Genomic DNA, 19,890 nt, shown 5'->3' with positions numbered 1-19,890 from the left:
CCTCCAAACCCGGCGGCAACACCGGCGCCAGCACCCGCTCCAACGGCGGCGCCAGCGGCGGAGGCGGCAAGCCCGCCGACAGCTGCCCGCTGAACAACAGCTTCACCCCCGGCACCAAGGTCCTGATGGCCGACGGCACCACCACGCCGATCGAGCAGGTCAAGCCCGGTGACACCGTGATCGCTACCGACCCCGAGACCGGCACCACCAGCATCGAGACCGTCACCGCCACCATCACCGGCGACGGCGTCAAACACCTCGTCACCATCACCATCGACACCGACGGCCAGCACGGCCCGGAGACCGCCGAGATCACCGCCACCGACGGACACCCCTTCTGGGTCCCCGAACTCGACCAGTGGATCGACGCCACCCACCTGCAACCCGGCCAATGGCTCCACACCAGCACCGGCACCTGGGTACAGATCACCGCAATCCACCGCAGGACCGTCCCACGAGCCGTCGTCTACAACCTCACCATCAGCCACGTCCACACGTACCATGTAGTAGCCGGTGATATGCCGGTTCTCGTGCACAACAGCAGTTGTGAGCTGGAGGGTGCCCGTGATCACGATGTCTACGATCCAGAATCCGGGAATCGCATTACCGACATCGATCATATTGACGGCGGGGTGCTATGGGAGGAGAAAAGTGCGATATTCGGTGATGAATCGTGGATGGCTAAGCATGTAGACAAAAAGCTTGGCGCGTACATTCGAGCACGCCAGCACCTCGGTGGATACGAGAACGCACCGATAGGATTTAGATTTACGAGGCCTGGCGTTGATCCCAGATTCCGATCCGCCCTGCAGGAGCGCTTCGCTCGATTGCGCCAAGAGCATCCGGGGCTAGATTTGCGGTTGGAGTTCGCCGAGTGAGCTACTACTTTACAATCTCAGGTGACGATGTCTGGGATCCTGCTCTGCAGACTGGGCTGCTCTATGTTGCCTTGACGGAAAAGGTGGCATCGATGCTAGGCGTCGACAGCGGACTGAAGCCTGCCGAAAACGACACTTGCGAGGTCGACTCGATAGCGTTTTCTCGATTCATCGACTCCCTCTCGGAGTTTTACGGGGCCAGTCGGCACCCCGTTCGCAAGGAACTGATTGAAGGTCTCCTTTTGACCTCTCTGGTCATCGCGGAGCGCGGATCCATCGCGATTCCTGAAACCTTGAAGGATAATTCAGCTCTACGGGAAAAGATCGGTGAAATATCTAAGTCGATGTAAGACAAATGGACTACATCCGGTAGTGACCTCAAGCCTACAGATTCCTGGGGTGTCTGGTAATTGTTGAGCGCGGCACCAAGCATCGTGAGTGATGGCTCGGTTGCCAGGGGTGAAGTGTAGGTGGTCGATCATGGTTGCGGTGCGTCAGGTAAGGCCGGGATGAGTGACCTGCTTGCCGGTCGCCGATGCAACATCGGCCGACTGCTGGGCGATGATCCACTCGTGTGCAGGCGACATCGGTGCGGAGACGAGCAGGGTCAGGTACCTCCGTCGGCGCATGCTGCCTCCCGGCTCGGTAACCATCATCGGGCCGTGACTGACGCAGTTGGTGCGCTCGTGGCGGCCCGTGTGGAGAGTCGCCACGAGCAGGGGGAGCCAGGGGTTACGGGCGGGTGCCGTCGGACTTGAGGGTGGTGGTGAAGGTGGTCCAGGCGGTGGGGGCGAAGGTCAGCGTGCCGGCGGCGGGGGCTTGGAGTCGCGTACGTCGATCTGGGTGCCCCGGTCGCGGACCTCGACGCGCTGGCCGTTGCTGCCGGACCGGCTCGACGTGCGCCAGGTGTTATGTTCCATGCTCGCTCCCTCGTCTGATGGCTGCTGGCCTACTCACGTGGCGATGAGGTCTTTGGTGTCGTTGCAGAATCGGCGGACGGCGGGGGTGCGCCGGTAGGGGCCGAGTACGCCGACGAGGTTGCGGACGTGCTTGACGCACCTGGCGGAGGTGACCTGCCCGGTGAGGGTCTGGACGGCCTGGTCGCCGAGGGCGAGTGCCTTGTCCAGTTCGGGTTGGTCCTGCCGGACGTAGGTGGTGGCGAGCAGGGCGTTGCGTAGTGCTCCTTCGCGGCTGTACTCGTCGTCCTGGAGTCGTAGCGCGGCCCGGAGGTGTTCGCGGGCGCGGGTCCAGTCTTCGAGTTTGACGTAGCAGTAGCCGGCCTGGGCGTGGGCCTGCGCTTCGTTGATCCAGTACGCCCAGCCGGGGTCGCCGTGTTCCGGACGTCCGTCGGTGAGCCGGTCGAAGGCGCTGTCGAGCGCACGGCGGGTGTCGGCCACGGCGTGGTTGTTGGCGTACGCCTCAGCGGCACGCAGGTCGAGGATCGTGCCGACTGCTCAGGCTGCCAGCCCGCCTCGGCCAACAAGCGCCTGATCCCGTCCCCGCTGACTGCCACCGCATCGACCCTTCACCCGTAGTGGTCGCTCCCACGCACGGTAGCGGACCTGGTGTCCGGCAGGCTGCCCCGACACCGATCCGCACCGATGCGCACCACGCGCACCCCCTCCTGTCACCACCCGACTGAGGTCAACTGGGCACATCGGATTCCGGCGATGACCCGAATCCGATTCCGGTAAAACGGGCCAGCGGGTCGGAGCGCGGTAACGCTCCGACCCGCCGGCCTCGCCAGAAGGTGAGAGTGCTTGTGATCGCCAGACTGCTACCGATCGTGTTCGCCGGTCTGATGCCCGGCTTCCTCCTCGGCCTGTTCGCGTTCCGGGTCAAGTCCCGGTGGTGCCCGCGCTGCGGCGCGGCCACCGAGGAGATCCACCGGAGCATGCACCGATGACCGCGCCCGGCCGCCACCGCATCGCCGAACTACCCATCGGCCGGCGGATCGCCCAACTGCGCGCCCGGCGTGGCCTGACCCAGCAGGTCTTCGCCGACCGGATCGGCAAACCCCACTCGTGGGTCGACAAGGTCGAACGCGGCATCCGCTGCGGGTGTACCACCCCTCTACCTCCGCCGCAGGTACCGCCGTACAGGTTCTTTCGGACACGGCTTATCCGGGCGTCAAGGGACTCGGCTGACCGCCGCCGCGTCGTCGATGTCCACTGCAGCTCCGCCGGTGGTCAGCCGTGCTGGACGAAGGCGATCTTCTCGTAGACGTGGACGGCCCGCACGGGTAGGGCGGGCCGTCCGTGCCACCCGGCCCAGTGCCGTCGGTTCACGTCGTCGCAGAGGCTCTGGACGAGTCCGACGGATGTGCCTTGGTCTCCGGGCGGGCCGCCGCCGTACTCGTCGAGGTAGGCCGTCGACATGTCCTCGATGATGTAGAAGCCCGACGGTCGCACGTGGTCGACGAAGAGTGCGTCGAACGATGCCCGGATGTGCGCGTTGACGTGGCTACCGTCGTCGATGACGACGTCGAATGGCCCGTACCGGCGCCCGAGCTCCCGCAGGTAGGTCTGGTCGGACTGGTCGCCGCGGTGAACGTGGATTCGCGGCTCGTCGATCTGCTTCTCGGCGATGTCGAGGCCGTGGATCTGGCCACGCTGGAAGTAGTCCCGCCAGGTGCGCAGCGACGAACCTCCCCAGGTGGTGGAGTCGTAGCCGCCGATGCCGATTTCGAGCAGGTTGATCGGGCGGTCGCGGAGGTCGCCGAGATGCCGCTCGTACAGCGCGGCGTAGCCGTGTCCGCGACCCTTGTCGGTGTCGTAGACCCTGGCCAGCAGGGTCAGGTTGCGGCGCACGACAGGTGCCACGAGCCGTTGGACACGGATGACCCGCTGGTCACCGATGGCGTGCCGGATTCTCGCCCGAGTACTAAGCATAGACAGAACTATAGGCGGTTTTGCCCGCTTATGCGGGACAATCAGGCAAGAGACCGGATCGACCCTGCTGATCCCGGCTCCGCCGGCGGTGAGCATCCACCGCAGGATTCTGCCGTTCGACGGGGACAATGCGCCCGCAGTGATCATCACCAGACGATGCCGCCGGCCAGGGATACTGTCGATCACCGACGTGACGATCATCCACCAGATTGGAATCACGGCGCGTTCAAGATGCCCATCTCCAGAACCGCCTTCGGGCTGCGAAGTGCAAGTGGGCCAGCACGGCTTGTGGGTCGGGAAGTAGTCGGAGGCAGCGGCCTCGCGGGGGGGGGGGGGGGGGGGGGGGGGGGGGGGCTCATCGGGCGCGGCGCCAGGGCGGCAGAGGCAGGGGGCAGAGCCGCAGAGGCAAGGGGCAGGGCGGGGCAGGGCGGTGGCGGCTCAGAGACGACAGCGCGCTCATCGCCACGCAAACCCCTGCCCGCTCATTTGCACCGACCATTCGAGACGATCGAGCAGCGGCCCTCGACCGGGATCGACCCCGCCCTTCTTCGGAGCCACACTCCCCATATCCTGCCAGCACATTCTACGAAACTCGATAATTGATTCACTGTCAAAAGTTTGTATTCAATCCGAACCGTCGCTCCCGCCGCTTATTCCGCAGATCAGCAGTGGCCCACCCAGTTACCGACGGATTGTTATCCAGGTCTATGAGGCGAGGTGCGGCGACCTGCGAGCATGGGCCCTCCGCCGGGCGTCCTTGGGCGTTGCCGCCGCAGGTCAGGGGCTCTACCCCCGGGATAACCGGAGGTTCCTCGTCATACCTCGCATTTCGGGCCAACGAGCGCGGCGTGCGCTTTGCCGTACCGCCAGCACATATACCTGATTCGGTGGCGATACCGTCGACAATGGAACAGCTGGAATGGCAGCACCGCCCCCAGACACCCCGTGCGAGATGTCCGAAACATCCCGTACGGGGATGTTTTTCGTTCGTGGCAGACCGTCGGGTATGGTCGAGTGCAAACCCCCACCACAGACCTGGTTTGACTTGCCCACCGACCGTCCGACGACTCGATTTCGGTCGATGAACACCTGCCGTGTGCGTCGATTGGGACCAGCGTCACGACATTCGTTGGAATGGAGATCGTGTCCGCAATCGTCGTGAAATCGTTGTACAAAATTTTCGGCAAACGTGCTGACAAGGCGCTCGAGCGCCTCAAAACCAGCCAACCCGATGCTCCGGCGAACCTGGGCGGCGCCACCGCAGCCGTCGTCGACGCCAACTTCGAGGTCCGGCCCGGCGAGATCTTCGTCGTGATGGGGCTCTCCGGGTCCGGGAAGTCCACCCTGATCCGGATGCTGAACGGCCTGCTCACCCCGACCGGCGGCTCGGTCGAGATCGACGGCGTCGACCTCACCAAGCTCAAGCCGGCCGCGCTGCGCAAGCTACGCCGCGAGAAGGTCAGCATGGTCTTCCAACACTTCGCGCTGCTGCCGCACCGCTCGGTGCTGGAGAACGCCGGCTACGCGCTGGAGGCGGCCGGGCTGCCCCGCGCCGAGCGGCGGGAGCGGGCGATGGAGGCACTGCGCCTGGTCGGTCTGGACCGCTGGGCGGACAAACTGCCCCAGGAGCTGTCCGGCGGGATGCGTCAGCGGGTCGGCCTGGCCCGGGCGTTGGCGGCCGGCACCGACATCATGCTGATGGACGAGGCGTTCTCCGCCCTCGACCCGCTGATCCGCCGCGAGGTGCAGGACCAGTTGCTGGACCTGCAGGCTCAGCTCGGCAAGACGATCGTCTTCATCACCCACGACCTCAACGAGGCGATGCGCCTCGGTGACCGGATCGCCGTGATGCGCTCCGGCCGGATCGTCCAGCTCGGTACCGCCGAGGAGATCCTCACCGACCCGTCGAACGACTACGTCGCGCAGTTCGTGGCGGACGTCGACCGTACCCGCATCCTCACCGCCTCATCGGTGATGGAGCGACCGCTCGGCGTCGTCGACGTCAACTCCGGTCCCCGGGTCGCCGCCCGGATCCTCCGGGAGACCCAGACCTCCGCGATCTATGTCACAGGAAAAAACAAGCAGTTCCTCGGCACGGTCTCCGACGACGTCGTCGACCAGGCGGTCCGCGACGGCCGGCGGAACCTGCAGGACGTGGTGACCACCGACCACGTCCGGGTCGCCGGGGAAGACACCCCGGTCGCCGAGTTGTTCACCCCCTGTGCGGAAAGTTCGCACCCGCTCGCGGTGACCGACGCCACTGGCCGGCTCGCCGGCGTGATCCCCCGGATCACCCTGCTCACCGCGCTCGGCAGCATCGGCAGCGACGCCGGCAACGGGACCAGCGACGGCACCGGCGACGACGCCGAGCCGACCAGCACCAGCGAGGTGGGCACCATCACCGCGACAGTCCCCGATCAGGCGGCCCCGGCTGATGCAGTGTTGAGCCCGGAGGGAGACCGTTCATGAACGCCGCTGACGGCATTGACAGCATCCTCCCGTACGTCAAGATCGGCTCGGCGTTCGAGGCCGTCGTCGACTGGACGACCGAGTACCTGGGTGCGCTCTTCGACGGGATCTCGACATTCGTCGAGTCGCTGGTGGATCCCCTGGTCGACGTACTGCTCGCACCGCCGGCGATCGTCGTGGTGCTGATCTTCGCGGCGCTCGGCTGGTGGCTGCGCGGGTGGAAGTTCGGCATCGGCACCGCCGTCGGGCTCGGCATCGTCGCCGGCATGCCCTACTGGGAAGAGACCATGAGTACGCTGGCGTTGGTGCTGGTGGCGAGTGCTCTGTCGCTGGCGATAGCGGTCCCGCTCGGGATCCTGATCGCGGAGAACCAGCGGGCGGCGGCGGTGACCCGTCCGGTGCTCGACCTGATGCAGACGTTGCCGGCGTTTGTCTACCTGATCCCGGCGATCTTCTACTTCGGCATTGGCGCCGTTCCCGGGGTGATCGCTACGGTGGTGTTCAGTATGCCGCCGGGGGTCCGGCTGACCCAGCTGGGTCTGCGACAGATCGACCGCGAGGTGATCGAGGCCGGTGAGGCGTTCGGCGCGTCGCCCTGGGCGGTCCTGCTCCGTACCAAGCTGCCGCTCGCCCTGCCGACCATCATGCAGGGGGTCAACCAGGTGATCATGCTGGCGTTGTCGATGGTCGTCATCGCCGGGATGGTCGGGGCCGGCGGCCTCGGCGAAGTGATCAACACCGCACTCGCCCGGCTCCAGGTCGGCCAGGGCTTCGAAGGCGGCATGGCCGTGGTGATCCTGGCGGTGGTGCTCGACCGGCTGACCGACTCGATCGGGGCCCGTACCCGGTCGGCGAAGGCCCAGCGGGCGCTGCAGGAAGCCTGACCCGCAAGTCCGACCGGGCCGGCCCGAGACCGGACCGACCCGAAACCGAACCAGAGCTGCACCGTATCCGAACCGAGATCCCGCAGGGAGGGTCACCGGTGCCGGCGCCCTGCCTCGCTGCCGCGAGTACGCCGGTGTAGGGCAACACGATGGAAGGACGACAACGAATGTTCCGCAACAACCCGCTACGCCGGGCCGCAGTGGCGGCCACCGCCGCCCTGGCCCTGGGAGTCGCCGCCTGCGGTAGCGACGCCGGCAGCGACACCAGCAGCGACAACGGTTCCGACGCCGTCGACAAGAGCATCACCATCGGCTACATGGCCTGGGACGAGGCGATCGCCGCCTCCTACCTGTGGCAGAACATCCTTGAGGCCGAGGGGTACGAGGTCGAGCTGACCAACGTCGAAGCCGGCGTGGTCTACTCCGGTCTGGCCTCCGGCGACATCGACCTGTTCCTGGACGGCTGGCTGCCGCAGACGCACGCCTCCTACATGGAGGAGTACAGCGGCGACCTGGAGACGATCGGGGTCTGGTACGACAACGCCAGCCTGAGCATCGCCGTCCCCGCCTATGTCGACGGGGTGGACTCGCTGGCGGACCTGGCCGACAACGCCGAGCTGTTCAACAACGAAATTATCGGCATCGAGCCGGGTGCCGGTCTGACCGCCGCCACCCAGGACAACGTCATGCCGACCTACGGGCTGGACGACTACGAGCTGCGGACCTCGTCCACCCCGGCGATGCTCGCCGCGCTGCAGAGCGCGATCGGCGACGAGGAGCCGATCGTGGTGACCCTGTGGCACCCGCACTGGGCCTACTCGAACTACGAGCTGAAGGACCTGGCCGACCCGGAGGGCACCCTGGGTACCGCCGAGGAGATCACCACGCTGGCCCGGACCGGGTTCAGCGCGGACTTCCCCGAGGTGACCGCGATGCTGGAGAAGTTCCAGATGGACGACCAGCAGCTCGGTTCGCTGGAGGACCTGATGTTCAACGTGCACGAGGGTGACGAGCCGGCCGCGGTCGAGGCGTGGCTGTCGGAGAACCCGGACTACCTGTCCACCCTGGGTGTCTCCTGACCCGGAACGACTGACCGAAACACCGCGGACCGGGGTGTCCGGGCTGGCCTGACGGCCGGTCCGGGCACCCCGGTCCCGTCTGTCGTAAGCCCGGCAGCAGCCTCCGGCAGGCCGGCAGCAGCGCTGCTCGGTGGAGAAGTTCTTGCTTCTGATGCGCGGTGCGCAGTAGATTTTCCTGCATGAAGCGATGATGTCTGGAATTTTTGCCACCCCTCACCGGGGTGCCGTCCCGCCGAAAGGAGTTTTCCGTGGCCGCACGCTTCCGGGTCACCTACGCGACCCTGTCCGCTGACAACGAGGACCTGCACACGGCGTACGAGGACGGCGCGGACCGGGCGCGGGCCTGGCTGGGCCAGCGCCTCACCCCGGTGGTCGACGGCACCGCCCGGCCCGGGGTCGACCCGGCCGAGCTGGTCAGCCCCGGCGACGTGACGCTCAAACTGGCCACCGTCACCGCCGCCACCGACCAGGACGTCGACGCGGCGGTCACCGCCGCCCGCGCCGCCGCACCCGGCTGGGCCGCGACCCCGTGGCCGGACCGGGTCGCGGTGCTGCGCCGGGCGGCCGATCTGATCAGCGAGCGCTCCAACGAGTACGCCGCGCTGATGAGCATGGAGGTCGGCAAGAACCGGCTGGAGGCGCTCGGCGACGTCGAGGAATCGGCGGACCTGATCCGCTACTACTGCGACATGTACGACAATCATCACGGTTTCGACCAGCCGATGGCGACCATCGCCGCCAACGAATCCACCCGCAGCGTGCTCAAGCCGTACGGGGTCTGGGCGGTGATCAGCCCGTTCAACTTCCCGATGGCGTTGACCGCCGGGCCGGCCGGCGCGGCACTGGTCGCCGGCAACACCCTCGTCCTCAAGCCCAGCCTGCAGGGCACCTTCTCGGCCTGGAAGTTCTTCGAGTGCCTGGTCGACGCCGGGCTGCCGAACGGTGTCGCGCACTTCCTCCCCGGCGGCGACGACCCGGGCCGGGCACTGGTGGCGCACCCCGGCGTCGGCGGCCTCACCTTCACCGGATCGTACGAGACCGGCATGTCAATCATCCGGGCGTTCACCGGCGCGTACCCGAGGCCCGTCGTCTGCGAGATGGGCGGCAAGAACGCCGCCATCGTCTCGGCCCGGGCCGACCTGGACCGGGCGGTCGCCGGCGTCGCCCGCTCCGCGTTCGGCTTCTCCGGCCAGAAGTGTTCGGCCTGCTCCCGGGTGTACGTGGCGCGGGAACTCCACGACGAGTTCGTCACCCGACTCGCCGAGCGGGCCGAGTCGCTGGTCGTCGGCGACCCGTTGGCCCGTGACACGTACCTCGGTCCGGTCATCGACGCCGCCGCCGTACGCCGCTACGGCGAGGCCGTCGCACACGCCGCGACCGTCGGCCGGGTGGTCACCGGCGGCCAGGTGCTCGCCGGGGTCGACGGCCGCCCCGACGGCTACTACCTGGCACCGGCCGTCGTCGCCGACGTACCGCCCGACGACGACCTCTTCCAGCGCGAGCTGTTCGTGCCGTTCGTTGCGGTCAGCCCGGTCGACTCGGTCGACGAGGGCCTGGACCGGGCCAACAGCGTGCCGCTGGGCCTGACCGCCGGGTTCTTCTCCACCGACCAGGGCGAGATCGACCACTTCCTCGACCGGATCGAAGCCGGCGTCGTCTACGTCAACCGGCCGGCCGGCGCCACCACCGGCGCCTGGCCCGGGGTGCAGCCGTTCGGCGGCTGGAAGGGCTCCGGCAGCACCGGCAAGGCCGGCGGCGGCCCGTACTACCTGCAGCAGTTCCTCCGCGAGCAGTCGCAGACGGTGGTGGCCTGATGACGACGACCCCCGACTGGTTCGACCCGGACCGCCCGCAACCGCACCTGGTCACCGAACTGCCCGGACCGCAGGCCCGCGAAGTGCTGGCCCGCGACCGGGCGGTGACCAGCCCGTCGCTGCCCCGCGCCTACGCGATCGCGCCCCGGCGCGGCCACGGTACCGTCGTCGAGGACGTCGACGGCAACCTGTTCCTCGACTTCAACGCCGGGATCGCCGTCACCTCCACCGGCCACTGCCACCCGAGCGTCGTCGAGGCGGTGCAGCAGCAGGCCGCGACCCTGCTGCACTACTCGGCCAGCGACTTCTACCTGCCGATGTACGGACAGATGTGCCAGGCGCTGGCCGAGACCGCACCGATGCACGGCCCGGTACGGGTCTTCCTGACCAACTCCGGGGCCGAGGCGGTCGAGGGCGCGCTGAAGCTGTCCCGGTACGCCACCGGCCGGCAGTACGTGATCAGCTTCTACGGATCGTTCCACGGCCGCACCTACGGGGCGATGACGCTGACCGGGTCGAAGTCCAAGTACCACAAGGGATTCGGCCCGCTGCTGCCCGGCGTGCTGCACGCGCCCTACGCCCCGGCGTCGCTGGACTTCATCGAGGAGGTGCTGTTCGAGCACCAGGTGGATCCGAGCGAGGTCGCGGCGATCTTCGTCGAACCGATCCAGGGTGAGGGCGGCTTCATCGTGCCGCCGGCCGGCTGGCTCGCCCGGCTACGGCGCATCTGCGACCAGCACGGGATCCTGCTCGTCGCCGACGAGGTGCAGTGCGGCATGGGCCGCACCGGCCGGATGTGGGCGATCGAGCACACCGGCGTACAGCCGGACATCCTGATCAGCGCGAAAGGCATCGCCTCCGGCCTGCCGCTGGGTGCGTTCCTGGCCCGGTCCGAGCTGATGGAGGCGTGGGGTCCGGGCGCGCACGGCTCCACCTACGGCGGCAGCCCGGTGCCGTGCGCCGCCGGCCTCGCCACCCTGCGGGTCATCCAGGAGGAGGGCCTGCTGGACAACGCCACCACGCAGGGTGAGTTCCTGCTCGCCGGGCTGCGCGAGCTGCAGCAGGCGTATCCCCGGCTGGTCGTCGACGTGCGCGGGGTCGGCCTGATGATCGGCGTCGAGTTCCCCACCGGTGAGATCGCCGGCCAGGTGCAGCAGGCGGCGTTCAGTCGCGGTCTGCTGGTGCTGGAGGCCGGCCCCAACGCGGTACGGATGTCGCCGCCGCTGGTGATCACCCGGGCCCAGGCGCAGACCGGTCTACGGCTGTTCGGCGCGGCCGTCGCCGAGGTCGCCGACAACGTTCAGGCCGCCGACAACGTTCAGGCCGCCGGCGACGGAAAGGTCGCAGCCGGCGGAGAGATCGAAGCCGGCGGGGCCGTCGCCGTACCGGGATGAGCCACGTCTTCGGCCGGGTGTCCGACGACGCGCCACGGATCGCCTCGGCGTCCGGCGCGCAGCTGTGGGACACCACCGGCAAGCGTTACCTCGACGCCGCCGCCGGGGCGATCGTCGTCGGCGTCGGTCACGGCGTCACCGAGGTGGTCCGGGCGCAGGCCGAGCAGGCCGGCGCGGTCGCGTACGCGCACGGCTCGATGTTCCGCGCCGACGTGCTGGAGGAGTACGCCGCCGAGCTCGCGGCCGTACTGCCGATGGACGATCCGTTGGTCTTCCCGGTCTCCGGCGGCAGCGAGGCGGTGGAGACCGCGCTGAAGATGGCCCGCGCCTATCACCTGGCCCGGGGCGAGGACCGGCACCTCGTCGTCGGCCGGGTCGGCTCCTACCACGGTAACTCCCGGGGCGCGTTGGACGCCTCTGGCCGGGCCGGGCTGCGTGCGCCGTACCTGCCGTGGCTGGGGCAGGCGGTGCACACCTCGACCCCGTACGAGTACCGCTGCCCGTTCCCGGACATCCATCCGGTCGGCTGCGGGGCGCGGCACGCGGCGGCGCTGGCCGAACTGTGCCGGACCCGGCCGGTCGCGGCGTTCATCGCCGAGCCGATCGCCGGGGCCGGGCTGGGTGCCTGCGTCCCGCCGGACGACTACTGGCCGGCCGTCGCCGAGGTCTGCCGCCGGTACGGGGTGCTGCTCATCGCCGACGAGGTGATGACCGGCTTCGGCCGCACCGGCACCTGGTTCGGCGTCGACCACTGGGGGGTACGCCCGGACATCCTGGTCGCGGCGAAGGGAGCCAGCTCGGGCTACTGGCCGCTGGGGCTGGCCGTCGCCGCCGGCCCGGTGCACGACACGATCGCGCGCACCGGTTTCACCCACGGGTTCACCTACTCGCACCACCTGGTCGGGGCGGCCACCGGCCGGGCGGTGCTGCGGGTGCTGCGCGAGCGGGACCTCGTCGCGGCCGGCCGGCGGGCCGGCGAGTCGCTGCGCCGGGCCCTGCGCCGGGAGCTGGCCGACTCACCGTACGTCGGGGACATCCGCGGGCGCGGTCTGCTGGTCGGCGTCGAACTGGTCGCCGACCGGCAGACCGCGCGGCCGTTCAGCCGTACCGCCCGGGTCGCCGAACGGGTCGTCGCCGCCGCCCGGCACGCCGGTCTGCTGCTCTACAGCGGAACCGGCTGCGCCGACGGCGTCGACGGTGACGTGATCCTGCTCGGCCCGCCGCTGGTCGTCTCGGCCGACGAGGTCGAGGAGATCGCGGTCGGCACGGCGGCGGCGATCCGCACCGTGACGGAGCGGGCCGAGGCGGGGTAGCCGACCTTCGCGGAACAGCCGGCCCCGCCGGCCCGAGCCGGGACGCGGGTCAGAAGTCGTCGTCGAAGGTCACCGAGCCGGTCACCCCGACCTGGTACGCCGACACCCGCCGCTCGAAGAAGTTGGACAGCTCCTGCACGTCCTGCAACTCCATGAAGGCGAACGGGTTACGGCTGCCGTACATCGGCTCGATGCCGAGCACCGCGAGCCGCCGGTCGGCGACGTGCTGCAGATATTCCCGCATGTCGGCCAACGACATCCCGGACACGCCCTGGTCGAGCAGATCCGCGGCGAACTGCACCTCGCACTCCACCGCCTCGGCCAACATGTCCTTGACCTGCTGCTGCATCTCGGCGTCGAACAGGTCCGGCTCCTCGGCGCGGACCGTGTCCACCACGTCGAAGGCGAACGCCATGTGCATGGACTCGTCGCGGAACACCCAGTTGGTGCCCGAGGCGAGACCGTGCAGCAGACCCCGGGACCGCAGGAAGTACACGTAGGCGAAGGCGCCGTAGAAGAACAATCCCTCGATGCAGGCGGCGAAGCAGATCAGGTTGAGCAGGAAGGCCCGCCGGTCGGCGCGGGTACGCAGTTCCCGCAGCTCGAAGATCGAGTCGATCCATCTGAAGCAGAACTCGGCCTTGCGGGCGATCGACGGGATGTTCTCCACCGCCGCGAACGCCGCGAACCGCTCCCGCTCGTCCGGCACGTAGGTGTCCAGCAGGTTCAGGTAGAACTGGACGTGCACCGCCTCCTCGAACAGTTGCCGGGACAGGTAGAGCCGGCCTTCCGGGGAGTTGACGTGCTGGTAGAGGTTGAGCACCAGGTTGTTCGCGACGATGGTGTCGCCGGTGGCGAAGAACGCGACGAGCCGGGACACCAGATGCCGCTCGGCCGGCGACAGCCTGGCCAGGTCCGGCAGGTCGGAGTGCAGGTCGACCTCCTCCACCGTCCACGTGTTCTTGATCGCGTCCCGGAACCGGTCGAAGAACTGCGGATACCGCATCGGCCGCAGGGTCAGATCCATGCCGGGGTCGAGCAGCAGCTGCCGCCGATCCGCGCCGGTCGTCGCGTCGCTGGCGGCGGCGGTCGCGGTGGCGGTGGCGGTTTCGGAGACGGTGGCGGTTTCGGAGACGGTGGTCACTGGCAGGCCTCACAGGTTTCGGGGTTTTCCAGGGAGCAGGCCGACGCCTCGTCGTCGCTGGTCGCGATGACTGGCCCGGGGGTCGGCCCGGCGGTCGGCGCGATGCCGACGGTGGCCTGCTGGATCCGGGTCGCCGGGCGCGACCGCAGGTAGTAGGTGGTCTTCAGCCCGGACTTCCAGGCGTACAGGTACATCGAGGACAGCTTGCCGATGGTCGGCGCGCTGAGGAACAGGTTCAGTGACTGCGACTGGTCGACGTACGGCGCACGGGCGGCGGCCAGGTCGATCAGCGCCCGTTGCGGCAGCTCCCATGCGGTACGGAACAGCTCCCGCACATCGGCGGGCAGGTCCGCGACGCCCTGCACCGACCCCTCGGCCCGCTTGATCTGCTCCCGGACCGGTGCCGTCCACAGCCCGCGCGCCTTCAGCTCGCCGACCAGGTAGGTGTTGATCTGCAGGAACTCCCCGGACATGGTTTCGCGTTTGAACAGGTTGGACACCTGCGGCTCGATGCACTCGTAGCAGCCGGCGATCGAGGCGATCGTCGCGGTCGGCGCGATCGCGACCAGCAGCGAGTTCCGCAGACCGTGCGCGGCGATCGTCGACCGCAGCCGGGCCCACCGCTCGGGCTGGCCGACCTCGGCACCCCACAGGTCCGGGTGCAGCTCGCCCCGGGCGGCCCGGGTCTCGGCGTACGCCGGATGCGGGCCGAACCGTTCGGCCAGCCCGGCGGAGGTCTCCAGCGCGGTCAGGAAGACCTCCTCCTGGACGCGGGTGGACAACTCCCGGGCCGGCGCCGAGTCGAACGGCAGCCGCAGCGTGAAGAACGCGTCCTGCAGGCCCATCAGCCCCAGCCCTACCGGCCGCCAGCGCGGGTTCGACGCCGCCGCCTGCGCCGCCGGGTAGTAGTTGATGTCGATCACCCGGTCGAGGAACACCACAGCGGTACGGACCGTGGCGCGCAGCTTGTCCCAGTCGACGCCGTCGGCAGTGACGTGCGCGCCGAGGTTGATCGACCCGAGGTTGCACACGGCGGTCTCGTCGTCGCTGTTGACCTCCAGGATCTCGGTGCACAGATTGGACAGGTGGATCGTGTTGCCCGGCTCACCGGTCTGGTTGGACAGCCGGTTCGCGGCGTCCTTGAACGTCATCCACCCGTTGCCGGTCTGCGCCAGGGTGCGCATCATCCGCCCGTACAGGTCGCGGGCCTTGACCGTCCGGACCGCCTTCTTCTCCGCCGCCCGGTACGCCTCGTCGAACGCCTCGCCGAACAGGTCGGGCAGCTCCGGTGCGTCGGACGGGTCGATCAGCGACCAGTCGGCGTCCGCCTCGACCCGGCGCATGAACTCGTCCGGGATCCAGTTGGCCAGGTTCAGGTTGTGGGTACGCCGGGCGTCCTCACCGGTATTGTCCCGCAGCTCCAGGAACTCCTCGACGTCCGGATGCCACGGCTCCAGGTAGACGCAGGCGGCGCCCTTGCGGCGGCCACCCTGGTTGACCGCCGCGACCCCGGCGTCGAGCGTCTTGAGGAACGGCACGATGCCGTTCGACCTGCCGTTGGTGCCCCGGATCAGCGCGCCCCGGCCACGGATCCGCGACCAGGAGATGCCGATCCCGCCGGAGAACTTCGACAGCTTCGCCACCTGGTGGTAGCGCTCGTAGATGGAGTCGAGCTCGTCGCGCGGCGAGTCGACCAGGAAGCACGACGACATCTGGGTGTGCCGGGTGCCCGAGTTGAACAGGGTCGGTGAGCTGGGCAGATAGGCCAGGCTGGAGATCAGCCGGTAGAAGTCGACCGCCTCGGCCGGCGTCTGGGACAGCCCGCATGCCACCCGCAGCAGCCAGTACTGTGGCGTCTCCACCACCAGCCGGGTCTGCGGATGCCTCAGCAGGTAGCGGTCGGCCACCGTACGCAGCCCGAAGTACTCGAAGCGCAGGTCGCCGTCGCCGTCGCCGTCGACGGCGTCGTCGAGTTTGCGGGCGTTGCGGGCCACGAACGCGGCGGTGTCGTCGCCGATCAGCCCTAGGCCGTGGGCGTAGCGGATGGACTGGCTGAAGCTGGCCACCTGCTGGCCGCGGACCTCCTTGTCCACGTAGGCGGCGAGCAGCCGGGCCGCCAGTTTCGAGTACTGCGGCTCCTCGCCGATCAGCTCCGCCGCCGTCTGGATGGACAGTTTGTCCAGCTCGGCGGTTGTCGCCCCGTCGTACAGTCCGCTGATCGTCCGGGTCGCCACCCGCAGCGGGTCGACCTCGGCCAGGTCGGCGACCCAGTGTTCGACCGCCTTGACGATCTTGTTGACGTCCACCGGTTCGGTGTCGCCGTTGCGCTTGCGTACCTGCATCGGTTCCCCTTGTCGTGCCTGTCCACCGGTCGACGGACACACGGGGAGGACGCCACCGGTCGCCCACCTGGCGGTCTGCTCCGCCGGTGTGGACCGGTCGTCGGCGTCGGCCGTCCCGCGCGGCCTTCGACCACCGCACGCGACGCGTGCGGCACGCTGGCAGGTCTTCGGACTCGTGGGCGTCGTGCTCGTACCTACTGGCCGTCGCTTCCCGGACCCGCCGCGGGTCCAGTGCTTGGTGACGGCGGTCGTTCCCACTCACCGCTGCGGGGCAGTCCCGGACTCACACCGGGTTCCCTCTTGCCTCGACCACCACCGAGGGGCGGCCGAACCAGCTGCGGGGTACACCATATATGGGTACGGGCCAGAAGACGCAACACCAGATACTGTGTTCGGCGTGTCGCGGCGTCGGGTCGCACCGGGTACGAGGAGGAGGGTGCATCGGGTGAGAAGCGTGCTATGGGGTCTGTACGAGGCGGTGCTCGGCACCCTGCTCGTCGGCGTCGTCGGGGTGCTCAGCATCCAGGCGACCGGGCTGCGGCCGGTGCGGTCTTCGACCTGAACAACACCCTGGCCGGGATCACCTCGCCACGCACCCCGTACCTGCCGATGCTCGGGATCGCGGCGGTGAGCAGCCAGGCCATCTGGGCTCTCACCGTCGGGCCCCGGCGACGGCCCCGACGGTGCCGGGTGGGCCTGGTCGTCGGCTTCAGCGTGTCGACCGTGGCGCTGATCACCCTGTCGTTCGTCATCGCACCCGACATCGCCGCGCAGCGCGAACCGCTACCGGGAATCCTGCCGGGCTGGCAAGGCTGAATCCATAAGGGAGGCAGTGAATCCGCCGTACACCTCTGGTGAAGCCGGCCACCGAGCGCGGCGGCGTAGCGGGCGACGACATCCTGCCCGGAGATCTTGCCCTGTTCGATCTGGGAAACCCGGCCCTTGGTGACGCCCATCCGGTCGGCGACCTGTTGCTGGGTCAGGCCTCGGGCCTTGCGTACCTCGGCGAGGCGGTGCCCGACGACGGTGGCCAGCAGTTCCCGCTTGCCGGCCTCGACCGCTTCCTCGCCACCGGCCCGTTCGACGTAGGCACTCCGGACGTCACTCCAGCGCGTGTAGCTCGTCACGGCCTCACCTCCTGCATGGCACCTTTTCCTCGATCGATCTCGCAGCTGGGCAGACTCCACCACTGATCTGCTGTCAGCCTGCGTCAGGCAGCGGCGTCGCGGGGCTCGAAGCCGACCTTCAGGCTCACTCCCAGCGCCGCTGCCAGTCGCTCCAGCACCACGAGTGTCGGCACGGTCCCGCCAGCCTCGAACCGGGCCACCGCAGACTGCGTCATCCCCGACGCCGTGGCCAGCTGCGTCTGACTCCAACCGCGACGCTCGCGCAGCTCACGCACCGAACGACCGAGCTCGAATGCCAACCGCGTCGCCTCGTACGCCTCGGCGGCTTCCGGCTCAGCCAACCGCCGCTCCCGCATCGCAGCCCAGCCGCCACCCTCACCCATGGCTAGACCTCCTCCTTGCCCTCAACCTGGTGTGCCTCGTTGATGCACCGCGCCAGCGCCTGACGCGCCCGGTCGATCTCCCGATCCTCGCGCATCCGGGTCTTGAAGAAGACCGTCAGCAAGATGATCCGCCTTCCCGACTCGATCCAGTAGGTGACCCTTACCGCGTGCTGCTCAAGGTGGAACCGCAACTCACGGAGCTTCCGATCAAGCTGCTTCGTGTAAGGCTCGCCCAGTAGCGGCCCCTGCTCGGCCAGCAGGTCGACGTAGAACGCGGCTCGGGCGAACAGGGCACTCGGCAGACTCTCCAACCACTTCTCTGCTTCCGGTTCCAGCTCCACGACACCCCAGGCTATAGCATAGATGCTATAGTAGCACGGCGGCCACAGCTTGGCCCGACGTCAGCTTGACTGCGCGACCCACTTGACGCATTCTGTTATGGGAATATGATGGCTGCCGTGGCACGAGCAGCGACGACGTCGGACGTCTTCAACGCGATCGCCGAGCCGCAGCGCCGGGACATCCTGGCGCTGCTGCGGGCGGGCGAGTGGCCGGTGACCGACCTGGCCCGGGAGCTGGGGATGAGCCAGCCACGGGCGTCCAAGCACTTGCGGGTGCTCCGTGAGGTGGGGCTGGTGCGGGTCCGCGAGTCGGGCAAGCAGCGCCTCTACGGCCTGGACGCTGGCGGCCTGCGGCCGATCCACGAGTGGGTCGGCGGGTTCGAGGAGTTCTGGAACGGCAGTTTCGACCGGCTGGACAGCTACGTGCAGGACCTCAAGCAGACACGACAGGAGCAGTGACCGATGGCAGGAGCAGAGCGGGAAACATCGGCGGAGCCGGCGACGGCCGACCGGGAGATCGTGATCTCCCGGGTCATCGACGCCCCACTGGAGCTGGTGTTCGAGGCGTTCACCGAGGTTCGGCACCTGTCACGGTGGTGGGGTCCGGAGGGGTTCAGCACCACCACGCGGTCCTTCGAGTTCCGGGTCGGCGGCGAGTGGGACTTCGTGATGCACGGCCCGGACGGCACCAACTACTCCGAATGGATCACCTGGACCGAGATCGTCCCACCGCAGCGGATCGCCCTGCTGCACGGCGAGTCCTGCGATGACCCGAACGCCTTCGAGTCGACCCTGGGCTTCGCTCCGGACGGTGCGGCGACCCGGATCGTGATGCGTACCGCCTTCCCCACCCGCGAGCTGCGCGACCAGGCCGTGGAGAAGTACCACGCGATTGAGGGCGGCGAGCAGACGCTGAGCAACCTGGCGGCCTACGTGGCCGAACTCACCCAGCGGCAGGAGGAGGGTCGCTGATGGCCGGCAAGGTGTTCTTCAGCGTGTCGATGTCGCTGGACGGCTTCAGCGCGCCCGAGCAGCAGGAGCAGGACCCGAAACTGGAGCGCTGGATGGCGCAGTGGATGGAGCTGCAGGCGTGGGCCTTCCCGCTGCGGTTCTTCCGGGAGAACCTGAAGCTGGGCGACGGCGGCGAGGAGGGGCGCGACAACGACATCGCCCGGGAAACGTTCGAGCGCACCGGCGCGAGCATCATGGGCCGGCGCATGTTCGACTTCGGCGAGCAGGCATGGCCAGCGGAAGCGCCCTTCCACACTCCGGTCTTCGTGCTCACGCACAACAGGCGTGACCCGTGGGAGCGGCCGGGCGGCACCACCTTCCACTTCGTCGACGACGGCATTCACCGTGCGTTGGACCAGGCCCGCGAGGCTGCCGGCGACCGGGATGTCCGCATCGCCGGCGGCAGCGAGACGATCCTGCAGTACGTGAACGCCGGCCTGGTCGACGCGTTCTCGATCGCGCTCGCGCCCGTGCTGTTCGGTGGCGGTACCCGCCTGTTCGATGGCGTGGACGCGTCCAAGGTCGCGCTGGAGCCGATCCGTTCGGAACCATCGACACGGGTGACGCACCTGACCTACGCCGTCCACCCCCGGTAGTTAGGCAGTACTTCCCCCGTGGGCAAGGAACTTCGTTCGTGGGAGCGTGGTTCGGCCAACTGGCTGCTAAAATCTCTTGTGCGGGACGATTTCGATCTCCCGCACAGCCTTGCCTCGATCCACCGACGCGGTTGCCGCTGTATGTTGGTCGATCATTTCTGTGTTGGGTGGTGCGGCGGGCGTGAGGGAGTCGCCGATCACGTGATCGGCTTGCTCCGAGGGTG

Annotated in this window: 21 protein-coding genes, 2 pseudogenes and 1 riboswitch; of the genes and pseudogenes, 14 read left to right on the top strand and 9 right to left on the bottom strand. The window is 68.5% G+C overall.

Features of this window, described 5'->3' with window-relative positions:
* A partial coding sequence (locus ACFHW1_RS27475) for a polymorphic toxin-type HINT domain-containing protein (protein ID WP_416616489.1) occupies positions 1 to 878 on the top strand: 878 nt, incomplete at its 5' end.
* Complete coding sequence (locus ACFHW1_RS27470) at positions 875 to 1,228, top strand: DUF6086 family protein (RefSeq protein WP_416557287.1); 354 nt, start codon at positions 875 to 877, stop codon at positions 1,226 to 1,228. The genes ACFHW1_RS27475 and ACFHW1_RS27470, both read left to right, overlap by 4 nt.
* Positions 1,229 to 1,372: 144 nt before the next feature.
* Here the strand turns inward: ACFHW1_RS27470 and ACFHW1_RS27465 are convergent, their stop codons facing one another.
* The 3 genes from ACFHW1_RS27465 to ACFHW1_RS27455 all read right to left on the bottom strand — a co-directional run bounded on the left by ACFHW1_RS27465 (position 1,373) and on the right by ACFHW1_RS27455 (position 2,275).
* Positions 1,373 to 1,507: a hypothetical protein gene (locus tag ACFHW1_RS27465; RefSeq protein WP_416616488.1), complete on the bottom strand. Its 135-nt coding sequence runs from the start codon at positions 1,505 to 1,507 to the stop codon at positions 1,373 to 1,375.
* Positions 1,508 to 1,675: 168 nt separating this feature from the next.
* Positions 1,676 to 1,798: a DUF397 domain-containing protein gene (locus ACFHW1_RS27460; RefSeq protein WP_416616487.1), complete on the bottom strand. Its 123-nt coding sequence runs from the start codon at positions 1,796 to 1,798 to the stop codon at positions 1,676 to 1,678.
* Between the two features lie 33 nt (positions 1,799 to 1,831).
* A complete protein-coding gene (locus ACFHW1_RS27455) occupies positions 1,832 to 2,275 on the bottom strand; it encodes a hypothetical protein (RefSeq protein WP_416616486.1) in 444 nt (147 codons plus the stop codon).
* 365 nt (positions 2,276 to 2,640) lie between these two features.
* Here ACFHW1_RS27455 and ACFHW1_RS27450 point away from each other — a divergent pair, with 365 nt between their 5' ends.
* Complete coding sequence (locus ACFHW1_RS27450; RefSeq protein ID WP_416557284.1) at positions 2,641 to 2,784, top strand: hypothetical protein; 144 nt, start codon at positions 2,641 to 2,643, stop codon at positions 2,782 to 2,784.
* Positions 2,785 to 2,804: 20 nt separating this feature from the next.
* Positions 2,805 to 2,933, top strand: a pseudogene (locus tag ACFHW1_RS27445) (helix-turn-helix domain-containing protein); the annotation flags it as partial.
* 134 nt (positions 2,934 to 3,067) lie between these two features.
* Here the strand turns inward: ACFHW1_RS27445 and ACFHW1_RS27440 are convergent.
* Entirely contained in the window at positions 3,068 to 3,769 is a 702-nt protein-coding gene (locus tag ACFHW1_RS27440) for a hypothetical protein (RefSeq protein ID WP_416592187.1), read from the bottom strand.
* Positions 3,770 to 4,903: 1,134 nt separating this feature from the next.
* Here ACFHW1_RS27440 and ACFHW1_RS27435 point away from each other — a divergent pair.
* From ACFHW1_RS27435 to ACFHW1_RS27410, 6 genes are all read left to right on the top strand, one after another.
* Positions 4,904 to 6,238: a quaternary amine ABC transporter ATP-binding protein gene (locus tag ACFHW1_RS27435; RefSeq protein WP_416557282.1), complete on the top strand. Its 1,335-nt coding sequence runs from the start codon at positions 4,904 to 4,906 to the stop codon at positions 6,236 to 6,238.
* Positions 6,235 to 7,122, top strand: a complete 888-nt coding sequence (locus tag ACFHW1_RS27430) for an ABC transporter permease (RefSeq protein WP_416557281.1) — start codon at positions 6,235 to 6,237, stop codon at positions 7,120 to 7,122. The genes ACFHW1_RS27435 and ACFHW1_RS27430 overlap by 4 nt, the downstream gene beginning before the upstream one ends.
* Positions 7,123 to 7,289: 167 nt before the next feature.
* A complete protein-coding gene (locus tag ACFHW1_RS27425; protein ID WP_416616484.1) occupies positions 7,290 to 8,201 on the top strand; it encodes a glycine betaine ABC transporter substrate-binding protein in 912 nt (303 codons plus the stop codon).
* 248 nt (positions 8,202 to 8,449) lie between these two features.
* The gene (locus tag ACFHW1_RS27420; protein WP_416616482.1) at positions 8,450 to 10,015 is read left to right on the top strand and encodes an aldehyde dehydrogenase family protein; all 1,566 of its coding nucleotides are present in this window, start codon (positions 8,450 to 8,452) and stop codon (positions 10,013 to 10,015) included.
* On the top strand, positions 10,015 to 11,409 hold the full coding sequence (locus ACFHW1_RS27415) for an aminotransferase class III-fold pyridoxal phosphate-dependent enzyme (protein WP_416616480.1): 1,395 nt from the start codon (positions 10,015 to 10,017) through the stop codon (positions 11,407 to 11,409). Before ACFHW1_RS27420 ends, ACFHW1_RS27415 begins: the two co-directional genes overlap by 1 nt.
* A complete protein-coding gene (locus ACFHW1_RS27410; RefSeq protein WP_416557277.1) occupies positions 11,406 to 12,722 on the top strand; it encodes an aspartate aminotransferase family protein in 1,317 nt (438 codons plus the stop codon). The genes ACFHW1_RS27415 and ACFHW1_RS27410 overlap by 4 nt, the downstream gene beginning before the upstream one ends.
* Before the next feature lie 49 nt (positions 12,723 to 12,771).
* On the opposite strand, the gene ACFHW1_RS27405 is transcribed toward ACFHW1_RS27410, so the two are convergent.
* Both ACFHW1_RS27405 and ACFHW1_RS27400 read right to left on the bottom strand, forming a co-directional pair.
* Positions 12,772 to 13,866 (bottom strand): ribonucleotide-diphosphate reductase subunit beta, encoded by a 1,095-nt coding sequence (locus tag ACFHW1_RS27405; RefSeq protein WP_416557276.1) that lies wholly within the window; start codon positions 13,864 to 13,866, stop codon positions 12,772 to 12,774.
* Positions 13,863 to 16,208 (bottom strand): ribonucleoside-diphosphate reductase subunit alpha, encoded by a 2,346-nt coding sequence (locus tag ACFHW1_RS27400; protein ID WP_416616478.1) that lies wholly within the window; start codon positions 16,206 to 16,208, stop codon positions 13,863 to 13,865. The genes ACFHW1_RS27405 and ACFHW1_RS27400 overlap by 4 nt, the downstream gene beginning before the upstream one ends.
* A 140-nt stretch (positions 16,209 to 16,348) precedes the next feature.
* Positions 16,349 to 16,559: riboswitch (cobalamin riboswitch) on the bottom strand.
* A 276-nt stretch (positions 16,560 to 16,835) separates the two neighbouring features.
* Between ACFHW1_RS27400 and ACFHW1_RS27395 the strand changes: the two genes are divergently transcribed.
* Positions 16,836 to 17,024, top strand: coding sequence for a hypothetical protein (locus ACFHW1_RS27395; RefSeq protein WP_416592250.1), 189 nt, complete (start codon positions 16,836 to 16,838; stop codon positions 17,022 to 17,024).
* A 35-nt stretch (positions 17,025 to 17,059) separates the two neighbouring features.
* On the opposite strand, the pseudogene ACFHW1_RS27390 reads toward ACFHW1_RS27395, so the two are convergent.
* From ACFHW1_RS27390 to ACFHW1_RS27380, 3 genes and pseudogenes are all read right to left on the bottom strand, one after another.
* A pseudogene (locus tag ACFHW1_RS27390) lies at positions 17,060 to 17,335 on the bottom strand (helix-turn-helix domain-containing protein); the annotation flags it as partial.
* Between the two features lie 83 nt (positions 17,336 to 17,418).
* On the bottom strand, positions 17,419 to 17,718 hold the full coding sequence (locus tag ACFHW1_RS27385) for a helix-turn-helix domain-containing protein (protein WP_416592246.1): 300 nt from the start codon (positions 17,716 to 17,718) through the stop codon (positions 17,419 to 17,421).
* A gap of 2 nt (positions 17,719 to 17,720) precedes the next feature.
* A complete protein-coding gene (locus tag ACFHW1_RS27380; protein WP_416616476.1) occupies positions 17,721 to 18,059 on the bottom strand; it encodes a type II toxin-antitoxin system RelE/ParE family toxin in 339 nt (112 codons plus the stop codon).
* 117 nt (positions 18,060 to 18,176) lie between these two features.
* Between ACFHW1_RS27380 and ACFHW1_RS27375 the strand changes: the two genes are divergently transcribed.
* Genes ACFHW1_RS27375 through ACFHW1_RS27365 form a run of 3 tightly spaced genes read left to right on the top strand, consistent with a single transcriptional unit; the run spans position 18,177 to position 19,666 of the window.
* Positions 18,177 to 18,518, top strand: coding sequence for an ArsR/SmtB family transcription factor (locus ACFHW1_RS27375; protein WP_416592248.1), 342 nt, complete (start codon positions 18,177 to 18,179; stop codon positions 18,516 to 18,518).
* A 3-nt stretch (positions 18,519 to 18,521) separates the two neighbouring features.
* Positions 18,522 to 19,031, top strand: coding sequence for an SRPBCC family protein (locus ACFHW1_RS27370; RefSeq protein WP_416616475.1), 510 nt, complete (start codon positions 18,522 to 18,524; stop codon positions 19,029 to 19,031).
* Positions 19,031 to 19,666, top strand: coding sequence for a dihydrofolate reductase family protein (locus tag ACFHW1_RS27365; RefSeq protein WP_416569468.1), 636 nt, complete (start codon positions 19,031 to 19,033; stop codon positions 19,664 to 19,666). Before ACFHW1_RS27370 ends, ACFHW1_RS27365 begins: the two co-directional genes overlap by 1 nt.
* Positions 19,667 to 19,890: the final 224 nt, after the last annotated feature.

This window comes from Micromonospora sp. LOL_014, from assembly GCF_048060245.1.
GTDB lineage: Bacteria > Actinomycetota > Actinomycetes > Mycobacteriales > Micromonosporaceae > Micromonospora_E.
Note: the sequence above shows the minus strand (reverse complement) of the source record. Positions and strands in the feature narration are given on the sequence as shown.

Excerpts from the sequence above, each read along its gene's own strand:
- ACFHW1_RS27465 (WP_416616488.1), bottom strand. The coding sequence starts at position 1,507 with ATGCGCCGACGGAGGTACCTGACCCTGCTCGTCTCCGCACCGATGTCG.
- ACFHW1_RS27460 (WP_416616487.1), bottom strand. The coding sequence starts at position 1,798 with ATGGAACATAACACCTGGCGCACGTCGAGCCGGTCCGGCAGCAACGGC.
- ACFHW1_RS27440 (WP_416592187.1), bottom strand. The coding sequence starts at position 3,769 with ATGCTTAGTACTCGGGCGAGAATCCGGCACGCCATCGGTGACCAGCGG.
- ACFHW1_RS27435 (WP_416557282.1), top strand. The coding sequence starts at position 4,904 with ATGGAGATCGTGTCCGCAATCGTCGTGAAATCGTTGTACAAAATTTTC.
- ACFHW1_RS27430 (WP_416557281.1), top strand. The coding sequence starts at position 6,235 with ATGAACGCCGCTGACGGCATTGACAGCATCCTCCCGTACGTCAAGATC.
- ACFHW1_RS27425 (WP_416616484.1), top strand. The coding sequence starts at position 7,290 with ATGTTCCGCAACAACCCGCTACGCCGGGCCGCAGTGGCGGCCACCGCC.
- ACFHW1_RS27415 (WP_416616480.1), top strand. The coding sequence starts at position 10,015 with ATGACGACGACCCCCGACTGGTTCGACCCGGACCGCCCGCAACCGCAC.
- ACFHW1_RS27410 (WP_416557277.1), top strand. The coding sequence starts at position 11,406 with ATGAGCCACGTCTTCGGCCGGGTGTCCGACGACGCGCCACGGATCGCC.
- ACFHW1_RS27400 (WP_416616478.1), bottom strand. The coding sequence starts at position 16,208 with ATGCAGGTACGCAAGCGCAACGGCGACACCGAACCGGTGGACGTCAAC.
- ACFHW1_RS27385 (WP_416592246.1), bottom strand. The coding sequence starts at position 17,718 with ATGGGTGAGGGTGGCGGCTGGGCTGCGATGCGGGAGCGGCGGTTGGCT.
- ACFHW1_RS27370 (WP_416616475.1), top strand. The coding sequence starts at position 18,522 with ATGGCAGGAGCAGAGCGGGAAACATCGGCGGAGCCGGCGACGGCCGAC.
- ACFHW1_RS27365 (WP_416569468.1), top strand. The coding sequence starts at position 19,031 with ATGGCCGGCAAGGTGTTCTTCAGCGTGTCGATGTCGCTGGACGGCTTC.